This is a genomic window from Enterococcus sp. M-BR2, assembly GCF_056612775.1.
This window is the reverse complement of the sequence record NZ_CM152743.1, coordinates 74,363-90,847: the sequence shown is the minus strand read 5'-3', so window position 1 is coordinate 90,847 and position 16,485 is coordinate 74,363. Positions and strand designations below refer to the sequence as shown.

General features: G+C 39.4%; 14 protein-coding genes. 4 read left to right on the top strand and 10 right to left on the bottom strand.

The window, feature by feature from the left end:
• The first annotated feature begins 21 nt into the window (after positions 1–21).
• Positions 22–1,929, top strand: a complete 1,908-nt coding sequence (locus AC1F25_RS00415) for a M13 family metallopeptidase (protein ID WP_479994161.1) — start codon at positions 22–24, stop codon at positions 1,927–1,929.
• 297 nt (positions 1,930–2,226) lie between these two features.
• Here the strand turns inward: AC1F25_RS00415 and AC1F25_RS00410 are convergent, their stop codons facing one another.
• The 5 genes from AC1F25_RS00410 to AC1F25_RS00390 all read right to left on the bottom strand — a co-directional run bounded on the left by AC1F25_RS00410 (position 2,227) and on the right by AC1F25_RS00390 (position 7,889).
• Complete coding sequence (locus AC1F25_RS00410; protein WP_413158921.1) at positions 2,227–5,490, bottom strand: right-handed parallel beta-helix repeat-containing protein; 3,264 nt, start codon at positions 5,488–5,490, stop codon at positions 2,227–2,229.
• Positions 5,491–5,760: 270 nt separating this feature from the next.
• On the bottom strand, positions 5,761–6,306 hold the full coding sequence (locus AC1F25_RS00405) for a cysteine hydrolase family protein (protein WP_002308201.1): 546 nt from the start codon (positions 6,304–6,306) through the stop codon (positions 5,761–5,763).
• A gap of 11 nt (positions 6,307–6,317) precedes the next feature.
• Positions 6,318–7,010, bottom strand: a complete 693-nt coding sequence (locus tag AC1F25_RS00400; protein ID WP_002308200.1) for a 5'-methylthioadenosine/adenosylhomocysteine nucleosidase — start codon at positions 7,008–7,010, stop codon at positions 6,318–6,320.
• 18 nt (positions 7,011–7,028) lie between these two features.
• Complete coding sequence (gene macP, locus AC1F25_RS00395) at positions 7,029–7,313, bottom strand: cell wall synthase accessory phosphoprotein MacP (RefSeq protein ID WP_002286760.1); 285 nt, start codon at positions 7,311–7,313, stop codon at positions 7,029–7,031.
• Between the two features lie 12 nt (positions 7,314–7,325).
• Complete coding sequence (locus AC1F25_RS00390) at positions 7,326–7,889, bottom strand: NUDIX hydrolase (RefSeq protein WP_151668673.1); 564 nt, start codon at positions 7,887–7,889, stop codon at positions 7,326–7,328.
• A gap of 227 nt (positions 7,890–8,116) precedes the next feature.
• Between AC1F25_RS00390 and AC1F25_RS00385 the strand changes: the two genes are divergently transcribed.
• Together AC1F25_RS00385 and AC1F25_RS00380 are read left to right on the top strand one after the other, a co-directional pair.
• A complete protein-coding gene (locus AC1F25_RS00385; protein ID WP_002308198.1) occupies positions 8,117–8,779 on the top strand; it encodes a 5-bromo-4-chloroindolyl phosphate hydrolysis family protein in 663 nt (220 codons plus the stop codon).
• A 122-nt stretch (positions 8,780–8,901) separates the two neighbouring features.
• Complete coding sequence (locus AC1F25_RS00380) at positions 8,902–10,098, top strand: toxic anion resistance protein (protein ID WP_002313359.1); 1,197 nt, start codon at positions 8,902–8,904, stop codon at positions 10,096–10,098.
• A 99-nt stretch (positions 10,099–10,197) separates the two neighbouring features.
• Here AC1F25_RS00380 and AC1F25_RS00375 read toward each other — a convergent pair whose 3' ends face one another.
• The 4 genes from AC1F25_RS00375 to sapR all read right to left on the bottom strand — a co-directional run bounded on the left by AC1F25_RS00375 (position 10,198) and on the right by sapR (position 14,283).
• A complete protein-coding gene (locus AC1F25_RS00375; RefSeq protein WP_479994160.1) occupies positions 10,198–11,574 on the bottom strand; it encodes an amino acid permease in 1,377 nt (458 codons plus the stop codon).
• Positions 11,575–11,610: 36 nt separating this feature from the next.
• Positions 11,611–12,477: a GRP family sugar transporter gene (locus AC1F25_RS00370; protein WP_002291228.1), complete on the bottom strand. Its 867-nt coding sequence runs from the start codon at positions 12,475–12,477 to the stop codon at positions 11,611–11,613.
• Positions 12,478–12,565: 88 nt separating this feature from the next.
• Positions 12,566–13,591 (bottom strand): two-component system sensor histidine kinase SapS, encoded by a 1,026-nt coding sequence (gene sapS, locus AC1F25_RS00365; RefSeq protein WP_479994159.1) that lies wholly within the window; start codon positions 13,589–13,591, stop codon positions 12,566–12,568.
• Between the two features lie 17 nt (positions 13,592–13,608).
• Positions 13,609–14,283, bottom strand: coding sequence for a two-component system response regulator SapR (gene sapR / locus AC1F25_RS00360; protein WP_002291233.1), 675 nt, complete (start codon positions 14,281–14,283; stop codon positions 13,609–13,611).
• A 309-nt stretch (positions 14,284–14,592) separates the two neighbouring features.
• Between sapR and AC1F25_RS00355 the strand changes: the two genes are divergently transcribed.
• A complete protein-coding gene (locus AC1F25_RS00355) occupies positions 14,593–15,552 on the top strand; it encodes an IS30 family transposase (protein ID WP_002336308.1) in 960 nt (319 codons plus the stop codon).
• A gap of 3 nt (positions 15,553–15,555) precedes the next feature.
• Here AC1F25_RS00355 and AC1F25_RS00350 read toward each other — a convergent pair whose 3' ends face one another.
• A complete protein-coding gene (locus AC1F25_RS00350) occupies positions 15,556–16,425 on the bottom strand; it encodes a class C sortase (protein WP_479994158.1) in 870 nt (289 codons plus the stop codon).
• Positions 16,426–16,485 lie beyond the last annotated feature (60 nt).

Sequence of the window (16,485 nt, the reverse complement as noted above, 5' to 3'; positions counted from 1 at the left end):
CAAAAAAGGAGCGATCGATGAATGAACAAAGAACGATTGAAACAAGATTTCTATGAAGCAGTCAATGAAGAATGGCAAAAAACAGCAAAAATCCCTGCAGATAAACCAGCTACAGGCGGTTTCCAAGACTTAGTTGACGGAATCGACCAACTTTTGATGGGAGAAACAGACGATCTGCTTGCCCATCCAGAAAAAGTATCTTCAGAAAAAATGAAACATTTCCTTGCTTATTATCAATTGGCAAACGATTATGACCGAAGAAATGAGTTGCATGCTCAACCACTTCAGCCTGTAATCGAGAAAGTTGAATCATTGCAGTCTTTCGACGAATTGAATGAGCAATTCCCGGAATGGTTGTTGGATACACTACCATTGCCATTTAATCTAGATGTAGATGCTGATATGAAGAATGCACAGACGAATGCCTTCTTTGCTTATCCGCCTTCTTTATTTCTTCCAGATAAGACGTATTATGCACCAGAACATCCTAACGGTGCACAACTAATGGGCGTTTTCTTTGATATGGCAGTTCAATTATTGGAGCTTGCTGGCAAAGAAAAAAGTCAGGCAGAAGCAATCACAGAACAAGCAGTGCAATTTGATAAATTGATTGCTCCTCATGTAAAAAGTGCAGAAGAAAACGCAGATTACAGCAAAATGTATAATCCGCAATCTTTTGACACATTTATTCAATACACAGATAAACTTGACTTGAAAAAACTTGTCACTAGTTTGATTGGGACAACCCCAGATAAAGTGATTGTCACTGATCCAGTGTACTTTGATCATTTGAATGACATCCTGACAGAAGCTCATTTTCCCTTATTCAAAAGCTGGATGATCATTAAAACAGTACGTTCTCTTAGTGGGTATCTATCAGAAAAATTCCGCCAAGTCAGCGGAATCTATTCTCGCGTATTGTCTGGAACAGACGAAGCAATGCCTCAGAAAAAAGCAGCTTATTACCTTGCTTCTGGTCAATTTGATCAAGTCGTTGGTGATTACTACGGGAAAAAATATTTCGGCGAAGCTGCTAAAAAAGATGTAGAGCAAATGGTGAAAAAAATGATTGCCGTTTATAAAAAACGGCTAGAAGAAAATGACTGGCTTGGGGATGCAACAAAAGAAAAAGCCGTCATAAAATTAAATAACTTAGGTATCCAAGTCGGTTACCCCGATAAGATCCCAGCACTATTCGACCAATTCAAAACAGTGCCTGCAGATCAAGGTGGTACTTTGCTTTCAAACACCCTTGCTTTCAGCAAACTCACATTGAAAGATCGTTTCAGCAAATGGAATAAACCAGTGGATCGTTCAGAATGGGAAATGAGCGCTGATACAGTCAATGCTTATTACCATCCATTCCGGAATGTGATCGTTTTTCCGGCAGCCATCCTTCAAGCGCCATTTTACAGTCTAGAACAATCAATCTCTGCTAATTACGGGGGAATCGGAGCTGTTATCGCTCATGAGATTTCCCATGCATTTGATAACAACGGCGCTTTGTTTGATGAATATGGCAACTTGAACAATTGGTGGACAGAAGAAGATCTTGCACAATTCCAAAACAAAGCACAAGCAATGATCGAAGAATTCGATGGCCTGCCTTTTGCTGACGGAAAAGTAAACGGAAAATTAACCGTTTCAGAAAACATTGCGGATGCAGGCGGTCTAAGCTGTGCATTGGAAGCAGCAAAAACAGAATCAGATCTTTCTATCGAAGAATTCTTTGTCAATTGGGCAACGATTTGGCGTACAAAAGCAAAAAAAGAATACCAACAACTTTTACTGCAAATCGATGTTCATGCCCCTGCTAAACTCCGAGCAAATGTGCAACCCAAAAACCTTGACGAATTCTATGAAACATTTGGTGTCACGGAACAAGATGCTATGTATCTAGCGCCAGAAAAAAGAGTGCGAATCTGGTAAGAGGTTGTGAAAAAGCTGTCCTGCATCAAGTAATAAGAACAGCCAAACAAAAATAGCTCCTCCTATTTTTCGTTTGGTTGGGCTTATTACCGCAGATGCAAGCTTTTGAACACCGTATATCAGAGGTTGCGAAAAAGCTGTCCTGCATCAAGTAATAAGAACAGCCAAACAAACACAGCAAGTGGGATCTCATCTATAAAAATGATAGAAGGAAGTGGAACGAATGGACGTCTCACTTCCTTCTTTTTTTACTTTCCTCAACTAATTGTTCTACCTTATCAAAAGGATACAGTGCGTTTATTTTTTTCGCTGTTTCATGACATAAGCAGCTACACCGATTAACAAAATTCCTCCAGCTACTGCTAACAACGGGCTATTAGACTCTCCCGTTTGTGGAAGTCCTTGAGCGCCATCTTTTTCCCTTTCTTTTGCTGCCCCATCTGGATCAGAAGGTTTTTCATTTGGCGATCCATTCCCTGGATTTTCCCCTTCTGGTTCATCAGTTCCTGGTGGCACACTGACAGCTTCTCGCACTGTGATCGCTTTTTGCTGGGTAACAGGTTCTGTACGAGCAACCCATTTTTCACCATCAAATATTTCCGAACGATAAGTGACTTCTAGCGTATATTCTCCTTTTGAGGGTGCTGAAAAAATAGCGGTATGATTAGAAAATTGAGCACTTGACTGTGTTTCAACGATTTGGATCTTTTCTGGGAAATAACGCATATCTTCAAAGACAGGTGTTCCTTGATTTGGTGTGAATGTTGACACAGATACTGTAAAAGGCTTCAGTTCGATGATATTTCCTTCTGCATTCTCCGTCACACCATTTGCCTCTTGGATAATGATTGGATTATTTTGTTCGTTTGGTTTTGTCTGATTTGGTTCTTGTACGATTGCATATTCTGGATACTCCGAAGACGGTGAGGTTTCTCCGTCAAAAGTAGCACCTACAGATAGTGGAAGACCATCTACTCTTCCCTTTTCTGTTTGACGATTCTCCGGTTTGATTTGCATCAATCCATGGACATGGATGCTTCCATTCGCATAGCGCGTAACAGGCTGCTGTCCTTCTTGCGAATGTGTATTTAGAGATTCGATCCAATCTTTTGATACGGTATGTCCAAGAGTATTTTCTGATTGTTTCTCTCGTTCATTCCAATAGTAGTTCAACGAGTGATAGATTTGATCTTCGTTTTGATTCAATGGGCGGATCTGCTCTCTCATCTCAAGATTTTCTGTTCGGAAAGATAAGATACCAGAAGCATGGAAGTCTGTGTTTCCTGCCGAAGAGGTATAAAGAGCCACATTATAGGAACCATTGTTGAAGCTTGTACTACTATTGACGATAATATCTGTTCCACTATTGGAATCGATTCCTTTCGCAAGATTTTCGAAAGACAAACTATTGATCAATTCATGAGGGCCCGATAAAGAGGAACCACCCATTTTGAATCCATTGCCGTTCCCTTCTCCTTCAACTCCCGGTACCCAACCGTTTCGATAAGCAACTGAGTTTTTGATGACTACTTTCCCGATCGAACCTGTTTCATTTTTAGCAAAAAGATCCCAACCATCATCTGCATTATGATAAGCGATACAACCGTCAAATACATTCCCTTCTCCTGTTGTCAGTTTGGCCGCAAATCCATCGGCATCTTCAAATCCCGGGTCAGCATTTTCAAAAGATGTACAGTTCTTGACTAAGTTATGCGCTGGCCATGCTTCGAAAGGATCATTTGAGCTACCACTGATTTGGATTCCTGTATTTCCATTCCGATAAGCATGGATCTCTTCAATCAAATTATGGTTTCCAGAAATCTGCAATCCTTTTTGCATAGCAGCACTATTTGTAACGTCAAACCCACGTAAAACCCAGTAGTGACTAAACAGTGTCATCCCATTTCCAGTTCCTTTAAAATCAAGTACAGGTCGCTTGTTTTCTTGATTTTTCTCTGCAATCAATTGAATCGGGTTTTCTCTAGTCCCGTTAACTCCTTTTGGAATCGTTAATCCTCTTTCAAAGGAATAAGTTCCAGGAGCCAGGACGATTGTCTGCCCAGCATATGCGTATCTCAATGCTTGCGTCAGAGATAACGGATTTTGTCTGCTTCCGCTTCCTGTATCTGACCCTTCCGGTGTTACATAAACTGTCGAGTATTTAGGTTTATGGTAGTCAACTGTATGCAGGATCTCCTTTGTTTCATAACTAGCCATCTCTACGTATTCTTCTGGCGGATAGTTTTTATCTGGCGTAAAACTGAAAGTAAATTCGTTCGTTCCTTCCATCAGTTTTGTCTGATAATCAAATTCCCGATTTGCAGTGATTGCCAAGTCTTTCGCGTTCTCAAGTACCTCTCCTGTTGCTTGATTTTTGATTGTTAATAATCCGTCAGCATTTGCTCTAAAGGACATAGTATGGTCTTGGTTTCCTGAATGATTACTAGAGGTCACAGTGTAAATCGGATCAATCAAGCGAGTGGGCCTTTCTTGTCCAGGAGGATCTGTCGCAGGATCTGAGTAAGCCACTTCGATTCCTTCTACCTTGATCGTCATATTCCTTGCTGCAGCAAATCCTGCATAGATAACCGATTCATCGGAAGCATATAGCTTTTCCCAGTCATACATGATGTTAGAAGCTAGTTCTTCCCCTGTTTCAGGATCGTAATAATATGCCTCTAAACCAGTGTTCGTTTTTTTCATCTCTACATCTAGTTTAGTAATCGAATCCGTAGCCGGAAACAGATTCCCATGACCGTTTCCGAATATATTATAAGAACCTGCTTCTTTTTCTAAGAGCCCTGCTGAAGTCTCTAAAGGCGTTGTTTCCACTGAGACACTCCCAGGAGCAGGTGCGGCTTGAGGATCTTCAGATGATATCCCTGTGATTGCCCGTGTCCCCAATCCAAGTCGCATCGTATATTTACTGCCGTTCGTGTTGACCACTTCTTGTCTATCCGAGTCCCAGACATATTCGATCCGACTGCCCAGTATAGCAAATGAATTCGAATAAAATGCTTGCCCAAACAAATGATCTTTTGGCACTGTGTCTCTCACCATCAAAGCAAATCCTTCTTGAGCATTCGTATAGGTCCAAGATTCTATTTCAATCGTCGCCCGTATCCTAAAATTGGTATCTTTCGGAATGGCTTGATAATAATAGGTCATTCCATCTGATCCGCTTGACTGGAATTTCCCACCGTTATTCGTGGAAGAAAGCCGCACGCCGTCTTCTAATGGTTCAATCGCATATCTACTGGCACTTGTGCTTTCTCCGAAAACTACCCCTTTCCACTCTTCAGGAACTTCATCAGATTGCTTTTCTTCCTTTTCATTTTCTGATTCTTTTATCATAGGATCATTTCCTTCTTCCACATCCTTCTCTTCACTAGCCGTTGATTCTTCCTCCAATATTGACGTTTCTTTGCTGTTCACGTGTGCATTTTGTTCGTTCACAGTCTGTTCGTTAGCAGCAACTTCAACGACAGAAGTCAAAATCGAGGTACTAAGCATGAGGATATTCATCATTAGTGCACTGTATTTTATTCGTTTTTTTATCAAGTCCATCCCTCCTGAAACAAGTTAGAAAGCGTTTACCTAAAGTATTACCTAATTTATTTTTGCTGTCAATAAAAAACAAAATTATAATAAGTGATATTTTATAAAAAGAAAAATATAACTTTAGTTGTTAATAATAAAGGGATTTATTATAGTTGAAATTATATTTTTGATAAAAAATAACAAATAAAAGAAGAGCGCAAAACAATGTAATTCGTTTTACGCTCTTCTTTTATTATTTTTTGATTTTTATTTTAAAAAAAGTTTTGTTTTTTATAGAATCTCTGCACCTAACGCGGATTCAAAATGTCTCAATGCCCATTCGTGTCCGACAGGATCAAAACTTGCCACGGCATCTTTGAAAATATGGAGTTTGTATCCTAGATTATACGCATCAACTGCTGTATGCAACACACAAATATCTGTACACACGCCGGACAAATAAACATCTGTGATCTGACGTTCTCGCAAACGAATGTCTAGATCTGTTCCACTAAAAGCGGAATAATGCCGTTTGTCTATCCAATAAACATTTTCCTGCTGCTCATGCTCTTGGTACAAATTTTTTAAAGAGCCGTACAATTCCCGTCCACTCGTTCCTATCACATTATGCGGAGGAAATAAGCGGTTCTCTGGATGGAAAGAATCTTTTGGATCATGTGCATCAATGGCAAAAATGACAAAATCCTTTTGCTCCATAAACTTTTTTGTGTGGGCAGTCAGCTTTTTTTCAATTGCTTGACCTGCTGCACCAGTCGTCAGCTTTCCATCCTCTGCAACAAAATCATAGGTATAGTCAATCGAAATCAATGCGTTCATCTTAGTCCTCCTTATACGAGATGTTTGACAAATTCGATCACCATTTCTGCTGATCGCTTGCCTGCGTCTTCGATAAATTCGTCAAAGCTTTGTGTCGCCGAGTGATCTGCTGTGTCACTCATTGCACGTACGATCAAAAATGGGATATTGAACTGACGGGCCGTCTGTCCAACAGCGGCTCCTTCCATTTCACAAGCTAAAGCTTCAGGGAAATTCGTTAAGATTTCTTTGATTTTATCTGGAGAGTCGACAAATGTATCGCCTGTAACGATCAATCCTTCTTTTGCATTCAAATCCGTTGCTTTTGCTGCTTTAGCCATTTCACTGCGCAAATATGTGCTTGCTTCATAATATAGAGGCATTCCTGGTAATTGACCTGGTTTGTAGCCAAATCCTGTTGCATCTGCATCAAAGTAAGCTACTTTGTCTGATATAACAATGTCGCCTACTTGTAAACCTTCACCGATCCCGCCAGCTGAACCTGTATTGATCACCATGTTCACGCCGTATTGTTGGATCAACAGACTTGTGGTAATAGATGCTAAGACTTTTCCTATACCGGAACGTACGACGATCACTTCGTGGTTACCTAATGAACCTGAAATAAATAAAGCGCCTGCGCGTTCCCATGATAATGGTTCGCTTAGGTTCTCTCTCAAAATTTTTACTTCTTCTTCCATTGCGCCGATAATACCGATTTTCATCTTTTTAATTCCTTCTTTCTATATAAATGCGATTGCTAAAAAAACCACACATAACATTAGGATAACAATAATAAGAGATTTCATCAAAAAAGAGTTCCATTTGGTCGTCTTTTCTCGTTCACTGATCCTTGTTTTCGTGATTGGTTTATTCTTTTTGCTTTCTTTACGATAAAAGCTGGCAATCTTTTTTTCTTCTTGCTGATAAGCTGTTTCTGCTTTTCGCTGTTTTTTTAATGACTCGCTTGCTTGTGCTTGTTGTCGCTTGCGAAGTTCGCTTCGCGTAATAAGCGGTCCTTTGGCCATAAGCCGATCCCTCTACTTTCCTTTGGTCAATAATTCCCAGTATTGAATCGCATAAATCGTCTTTGCATCACAAATCAACTGATCTTTCATCGCTTGTTGTGCCTCTTCAAGAGTTAGATGATACAGCTCCAGTACTTCGTCTTCATCTTGAGCTAAAGGATTCTCGACCTTCTCTACTCCTTGTGCATGATAAATATGAAGGACTTCATTTGCAAAACCTGGTGAAAGATACATCGAAATAAGATGGCTCAGCGACTTCGCACGATAGCCGGTTTCTTCTTCTAATTCTCTGGCTGCAGTCATTTCAGGATTTTTTCCTTCTCCTGGATCGATTTTTCCAGCTGGGATCTCCAAGATCACTTTTTCTAAAGGCTTTCGAAACTGTTTGACAAGGAGCAGGCGGTCATGTTCATCAAAAGCAATGATCCCAACACCGCCAGGATGAAATACCAGTTCCCTCTTCGAAGTTCCTCCGTCTGGTAAACGAACTTCATCTACAGCAACATAGATAATTTTCCCGCTATAGATTTCTTTGCGACTGATTGTTTTTTCTTCAAATTGCTCATTGTTCAGCATATCTTCTCCTGCTTTCTTTGTAATCATAACTGCTTTTTTTTCATTTTTCAATTTTTCTCGAAAACTCCCTATTAGTTTACCATAGATAAACCTTAGATTTTCTCTAAATATAGAAAATCCTTCTTTAGTCCGATACTCTTTCTAGTAGTCAGTATGCTAAAATAAGAATGTAATCGAATAACGGAAAGAATTCAATACTCAATGATAAATGACTTGGAGGGCTTATTATGATAAAACGAAATTGGCCGTGGCTTCTAGCACTGGTCTTGCTGTTTCTCTTTGTCCGAAACAATGGTTTTTCTTTTGTTCTAGGACTATTATTGATAGGCGTAGTTTTAGTTTTGTGGGGGCTCTTCGGTTCGCGCAGGAAAAAGGGAAAACAAGAAGAAATTCCTGCACTGACTGACGAACTTGAAACTCACTATGAAAAAAACGGTATGACAGCGAATGAAATCTCATTTTTTCGACAAACAATGAATCAAACAAAAAATGAGATCAATCAATTGCAAATGAATATGCAGCAGACAGCCAAACTTAAAGCAATCGATCTCCGCCATGACCCAGTCAAAGCAGCAAAAGCTTTATTCAAAGAATTGGTGAAAGAACCAAACCGACTGCATGAAGCAAGTCAGTTTCTTTATACGCATCTGCCGAATCTAGTTGATTTGACAAATAAGTATAATGAGATCAATGACCATGAGATCAAAAACAAACAGACCTATGAAAAGCTAGAAGAAAGCGCGCAGATCATCGACCAGCTGTCAGCTTTGATCGCACAAGATTATCAAAAATTCGTCGCTGATGACCTAGACGACATCGACGTAGAGATATCTGTTGCGAAACAAAGCTTAAAGCGTGATAATAAACATGAACCAGAACAAAAAGAGTAACTCTTTTGTTCATAAAAAAGACTCGGAACATTCAGATGATGTCTGGTTGTTTCGAGTACTTTTTCTAAAGTAGAGATATTCATGTAAGAATCGAGAACAGATTCGACAAGGAGGAATTTTTTATGGATCATAAACCGACTGAAACAAAAGATGTCACACCAGTTAACGATACACTTGAAGACTTATTGAACAACCCGTTTTCAACCCCAACAGATACGCTGACCACTTCACAACAAGCGGAGATTGATCAGCTCCAAGAGCAGCAGACAGCTGCTCGCTTAATTGACAAACTACCGGCGGAACGTCAAGAACAAGCAAAACAGCTGGCAGCAAAAATCGATGCCAATGATGCACAGTCTGTCACCAGCTATGGCTCAGCTGCTCAAGCGAAATTAAGTGAGTTCTCACAATCAATGTTGAATCACGTACAAGCTCAAGATATTGGCCCAGTCGGAGATTCGTTGACTGAACTAATGTACCGTCTCCAAGAAGCCAACCCTGACGAACTGCGTGCCGGAGAAGGAAATATCTTCCAACGTGTCTTCGGTAAGGTCAAACAATCGATTTATGAAGTGACAGCAAAATATCAAAAAATTGGTGCACAAATCGACAAGATCTCAGTGAAATTAGATAAAGAAAAAGACGGACTATTAAAAGATAATCTGATGTTAGAACAGCTTTACCAAAAAAACAAAGACTACTTTGATGCATTGAATATTTATATTGCTGCTGGAGAATTGAAAATGGAAGAACTTCAATCAACGATCATTCCAGAAGCAATGAAAAAAGCAGAAGAAACTGGTGACCAGATGGATGTCCAGATTGCCAACGATTATACACAATTCCTAGATCGTCTGGATAAACGTACACATGACCTTCGCCTAGCTAGACAGATCACGATTCAGCAAGCCCCACAAATCCGCTTGATTCAAAACACGAATCAAGCCTTAGCTGAAAAGATCCAAGCATCTATCGCTACAGCCATTCCGCTGTGGAAAAACCAAGTCGTGATCGCATTGACTTTGCTTCGTCAAAAAGATGCAGTGACCGCTCAACGCCAAGTCTCTGAAACAACAAACGACTTATTGAAGAAAAATTCAGAGATGCTGAAAATCTCAGCCATCGAAACAGCGAAAGAAAACGAACGCGGAATCGTGGATATTGAGACCCTGCAAACTACACAAAACGATTTGATCGAAACGATCCAAGAAACTTTGCGTATCCAAAAAGAAGGAAAAGAAAAACGTCGTCATGCAGAAGTAGAACTTGGACACATGGAAGAAGATCTGAAACAAAAACTTTTGGATTTAACCCAATAGACCATTTTTCGTTCGTTACTAAAACAAACGCCCATCAACAGTTTATTACACTGTTGGTGGGCGTTTTTCTTATCTTTCTTCTAACTTCTCCATTGGAGTCTATTTCTCGTTCATCTTGCTGTGTCCATAGCCATAGCCAAAATAAATGATCAGTCCAATAACCATTACGATACCGAACACGATCCAAGTCACCGTTTGCAGACGAAGCATCAAGACGATACAAGTCAAGATCGAGACGATTGGCAAGATAGGAACGAATGGCACTTTGAATTCTCCTGCTTTTGGTTTGCCAAACATTTTTCTTAACTTCAGTAAGCCTAGACTAACTAGCATCAAATAGGCAAGCGCCATGATATTCGTTAGTTCCGCTAATACATTCAATGGGAAAAATCCGGCAAAGAATATGGCTGCCACACCAGCGGCATAAGTCGCTTTTTTCGGTGTACGATGCTTTTGATCGATTTCTGTCATAAATTTAGGCAGCAAACCATCCTTGCTGACAGCAAACAACAAACGAGCGAGTGAATACATCATCGAGATCGTCACCGTCAGCAACGTCAAGATTGCCCCTACAGCGATCACTGCGCCAACTGTCCCATGTCCTACATACCTCATGGCAAAGGCCACTGGATCATTAACGCCTAGTTCAGTATAAGGAACGATTCCTGTCAAAATCAGCGTCACGATAATGTAAAGGACCGTAGCGATCAGTATCGAACCAATAATCCCTCTTGGTACGTCTTTTTGTGGATTTTTGACTTCCTCAGCTGCCATTGCAACAGCATCAAATCCCAAGAAAGCAAAAAAAACAAGAGCTGCACCATCTAGCACACCGGAAAAACCAAAAGGCATGAATGGCTGCCAATTATCAGGCTTAACGAAAAATATCCCTACAATGATAAACATCGCGATGATACCAAATTTGACATATACCATGACATTATTCAAACGTAATGCTTTCTTGGCTTCAAGCGACACGATGTAAGTGACGAATATCACTACGAGCACCGCAATCAAGTCAATGTATGTACCATTTTCCGGATTGTACCCGCCAGTTAATGCTTGTGGAAGTTCGGCCCCTAAGCTTTTCAAGAAACCTTGCATATAGCCAGACCAGCCGGAAGCCACAGAGGAAACTGCTAGCAAAAATTCCCCGATCAACAACCACCCTGTCAACCAGGCAGCAAATTCACCAAAGACAACATACAGATAGACATATGGCCCACCGATCACTGGCACTCGCGAAGCAAACTCTGCGAAACTCAGTCCAGACAAAATGACAACGATTGCAGCTAAGACAAATGAAAGTGACAGTGCTGGACCAGCATTTTGATTGGCCGCAACCCCTGTCACCACAAATATTCCCGTACCGATGATCGCGCCAATTCCAAGCATGATCAAATCAGACGTTTTTAGTTCTTTTTTCATCTCACTCGTATGATTGAGATTGATCTCTTTCTTACGAAACAAATCCATTGAAGTTCCTCCCCATTTTAGGTTGGAAAACAGTGATTAAACTGTTTTCATGTACCCTAAAAGGATACCACCTAAAATGACTAAAAGGCAACCAACAATAACATAAATGAGCTCTTTTTTCGTTTTTCTTTCGCCAAGGATGAAAATCCCACCTAAAGTAGAAATAATGATCCCCATTTGTGAAAGTGAGAATCCAACAGCTAAACCAAGGGATTTGACTGTAAGAAGCATACAGATATTACCTAAGCCCCATAATAATCCACAGATCATGTTTTTCCATACAAATTGATCTACTTTAACTTTACGGAAGGCAAAGAAGCTTGCGCCTAAGATCATTCCGATACTTTGAGGTAAGATAATTGACATCGCATCCAAATTCGCCCAGTTGACAATGATCGTATATACGCCATAACCAATCGTAGAGAAGATCAATGCTCTAAAGCCCTTACCAAAATCAAGCATTTTATTATCTGTATCTATTTTTCCTTCGTCATCTTGTCGTGCCGTCAAATACGCACCGCTTACAAGAAGAGCTAAAGCAATAATACCGTATACATAATCTTTCGTTTGTGTCCATTCTTGGAAGAAAACGGCTCCCGCAATCGTATTCAAAATTAATTGAAAACCAGTAGACAATGGTAACCCTACAGAAACACCCATGTACTTCATTCCATGGAATTGTCCATTTTGTCCAACACTCCAAGCTAAGCCAGATAAAAATCCGATCAAGAAAATCCAAGGGGTGATTACAGGACTAACAACGAAAAAGACAACTAAAGAAAACAGAAATGCACCAATCGTCATTCCTAGTGTTTGTTGATTGGCATCGCCACCAATTTTACCACTTACTAAACCAATACTACCCCATGCCAACATAGGGACTAATGCTATTAAAATTTCCATAACCAATCTCCTTTTATTTCACATGATAAGAAACTTATCAGCGAAAACGTTAACAACACAAGCGTTTTTTTTCGTTTCTAACGATTTTCTAACGTTTTTCATTATAAAAATTTAAGATTGGGAAAAATAAAGTCATTGTCGTCCCTTTTCCTTCAGTTGATTCAGCCGTCAATTGGATACCTAATTTTTCTGCCAGATTTTTTGCCAAATACAGGCCTAATCCTGTTGAATGCGTTTTACTAAGTCGTCCATTTCTTCCAGTAAATCCCTTATCAAAGATTCGTTTCAAATCTTCCTCCGGGATACCGATTCCTGAATCTTTAACAGAAAGACTGACTCCTTGCGCTTCCTTTTTTATTCTCACCATGATATTTCCGTGATCCGGCGTATATTTGATGGCATTGCTAAGCAGTTGGTTGAAGATAAAAGCGACCCATTTAGCATCAGTCAAAACAGTATGATCCTCACCAATGATTTCGTAGCGAAGATTTTTTTGGATAAAATAATTGGCCTGACTGCGTATCACAGGCTGGATGATTCCTTTCAATCCATACTCTTGGATGAGATAGTCCCGCGAGAAACTGTCGAGTCTTGCATAATACAAGACTTGCTCTACGTATTCGTCGATTTTTGATAATTCATTTTCGAGTAAGGTATACTTTTGATCGTCAATATCGAACTCGATCGAACGAACCAGTAACTTGGAAGCGGAAAGTGGTACTTTGATCTCATGGACCCATGAGTCAATATAATCTTTTTGGTCTTGTTGATTGCTGATTGCTGATTGCATCACTTCTTGATGTTCGCGAATCAGCTGATTGATATATTCTTCCACCAGTTTTTCTTCTTCTGTCCGCCCGCCACTCAAATAATTTTGCAAAGGAGATGTTTTTTGTATGTCAGCTAACTTCCCCCACCATCTTCTTTTGCTCAAGTAGCCACCTAGCAGATAAAAAATCAGAAAGACGCCCTCAATCAAAGCTAAATAAGCAATCGTGCTCAAATCCACTTTGATATTTGGGGCTAGCCACATCACAAAGATCGTTAAGGCAATAAAAAACAGCCATCCCAAGATTAATGTCCACTGATCTTTCAAATATTTAAAGAAATTCATCTTAACCGATCATCCTTTCAGGGAACGATATATCCCTGTCCTACTTTTGTTTCGATATAGCCTTGGATACCTGCCTGTTCGATTTTTCGGCGTAACCGATTGATGTTCACTGTCAATGTATTGTCATCTACAAACCGCTCGTCATCCCAAAGTGCTCGCAGCAATTTTTCACGGCTTAAGATCTTTCCGTTGTGTTTCATCAAAATAAATAGCAGGCGGTATTCATTTTTGCTCAAATCAATGATCTCTCCATTGATCTCCATACTTCCGTTGTCGACATTCAACGTAATACCATTATGGCTCATCATTTCACTGGATAATTCTGTGTAATTATAAGAACGGCGAAGCAACGCATTGATTTTGGCAATCAGTACATCGATTTGGAAAGGCTTTGTCACAAAATCATCTGCTCCCATGTTCATGGCCATGATCATGTCCATATTCGTATTCCTGCTGGAGATAAAAATGATCGGTACTTTCGATACTTCACGTATTTTTTGACACCAATAATACCCATCCAAAACAGGAAGATTGATGTCTAGCAATACAAGCTGTGGTTCTTCTCTTTCAAAGTCTGAAAATACTTGGTTGAAGTCGGTCGTTCCAAAGGTTTCGAATTGCCATTTCTCAAGTTCTTCCATAATCAATTGTCGAATGATTTCTTCATCCTCGACTACCATGATTTTTGCCATAAAAAATCCCTCCATCTTTCTTCTTGCTTCTACAATATCAAAGAAGCCTTTGTGAAACAAGTTGGCTTACCTGTAAAATGTCATTTTAGAAAACGTTAAAAAAAACTGAAAATAGGCGATTTAATCGCTTTTGTCTCTTCCAAGCAGCTGAAATTTATTATGTTATTCTTAATAATTGGTCTATCATCTGTTATTTTTCTTTGGTTGTTTTTGTCTCGCCGATTGTAAAATTAAGCTAGACAACTAAAAAAGTCATTTGTGCTACACTCAAAATAGTTCCGACCAAAGAATTATAAGGAGTGAGTACAAATGACCTATACCCATCTTACAACGGATGAACTTGTAATAATAGAGTCTTATTTCAAAATTAATCAATCTGTTGCTAAAACTGCCCATTGCTTGAATCGTTCAAGACAAACGATCCATAAAGTATATCTGTTCTTCAAGCAAGGAAAATCAGCCTTAGAATATTATCAACAGTATAAGAAAAACAAATCAAACTGTGGTAGACGTCCGCTTGTTTTACCCGAGGAACAATCAGAATATATTCAAAGAAAGGTTGTTCAAGGATGGACACCCGATGTGATTGTTGGTCGTGCAGCGTTTCCTATTAGTTGTTCTGCTCGTACCATTTATCGTATGTTCAAAAAGGGGCTATTTGATTCTTCTGACTTACCGATGAAAGGCAAGCGTAAACCGAATGGACATCAAGAAAGACGTGGAAAACAAACTTTCCGCCGCTCTATTCATGAACGTGAAAAGGATTATAGCCAATTCTCAAATGAGTTTGGTCACCTTGAAGGTGACACTATCGTAGGTCTGAAACATAAAAGTGCTGTAATTACCTTAGTTGAACGATTATCAAAAGTTATCATCACATTGAAACCGTGTGGTAGACAAGCGATTGATATTGAAAAAAAATTAAATCAATGGTTTGAATCTGTACCGAAAAACCTATTCAAATCCATCACTTTTGATTGTGGAAAGGAATTTTCAAATTGGAAACAGATCAGTAATGTCAATGATATTGCCATTTATTTCGCTGATCCAGGAACGCCGTCTCAAAGAGGCCTAAACGAGAATTCTAACGGATTGTTACGTAGAGATGGTTTATTGAAATCTATGGATTTCAATTCAGTAGATGAATTTTTTATTCAATCTGTCGCATCTAAACGAAATAATATTCCTAGAAAATCACTGGATTATCGAACACCTTTGGAAGTATTTTTGAGTTACGTAAGTATTGATGATCTGTCTAACTTAATTTGACAATTAAGATCTTTTAAATTTTCGATAACCCCAATAACCGAAAAGAGTTAGTATTAACAATACCCCTAGTAAGAGCGCAAGTAATCGATAAAGATGGTATCTTTTTGTCTTTTCCATCTTCGAAGAGGCTTCTTCTGTAAAAGGGACTCGCTTTCCTGTCACCAGTAACCTGTGGGTGTTCACAGTATAAGGTGTGCAAGTAATAAGTGTGACCAGATCCTGTTTTTCTCTGATTGCTAATGTATCTGTTTTTGTTGGAAGGACAACGATTTTCTCAACGACTTCATAAGCGAGCATACGACCATATACTTCAAGATAGAAACGGTCATTTTTCTCCATTTTTTCAAGATCTGTAAACAATTTTTTCTCAGCAACACCGCTATGGGCGGTAATGACGGAATGTGTACTTTCTCCTCCAATTGGAAAAGAGGTACCTTGTAGAACTGTCGCTCCTCTATCTAATAAAAGATCATTTGTTTCATCGAATAAAGGCAAGCTAACATTGATTTTCGGAATATAGATTGCTCCGATCATATGTTGTTCGTAGTATTCTTTTCCTGGATTTCGGACATCTCTAACCGCTTGTTCAAAAGGATCTTTGACTTGACCCATTCCTGGGATGGCTGCCGTACGAGCAAGCGCCTGATTTTTCTTTTCTTGTACCGCTAATCGTTGCTCATTTTTTTCTTCTTTCTCTCGTGCAAGCTGTTTTTGATAATTCTCGATCCTTCTTTGGTCCAAATAATTGCTGAGAGCATCAGCTAAAAATGGATATGTAAAAACTGCAGCTCCTGTAAAAAACATCACTGCCATGAATAATTGTAATAATATACTGATTTTTGTTTGAGGTCTTTTCTCTGTTTTCTTTTTCATTTTCTTCACCTTCTTATTTAAAAAAACCGCAGCAACCTTTATAAAAAACGATTGCTGCAG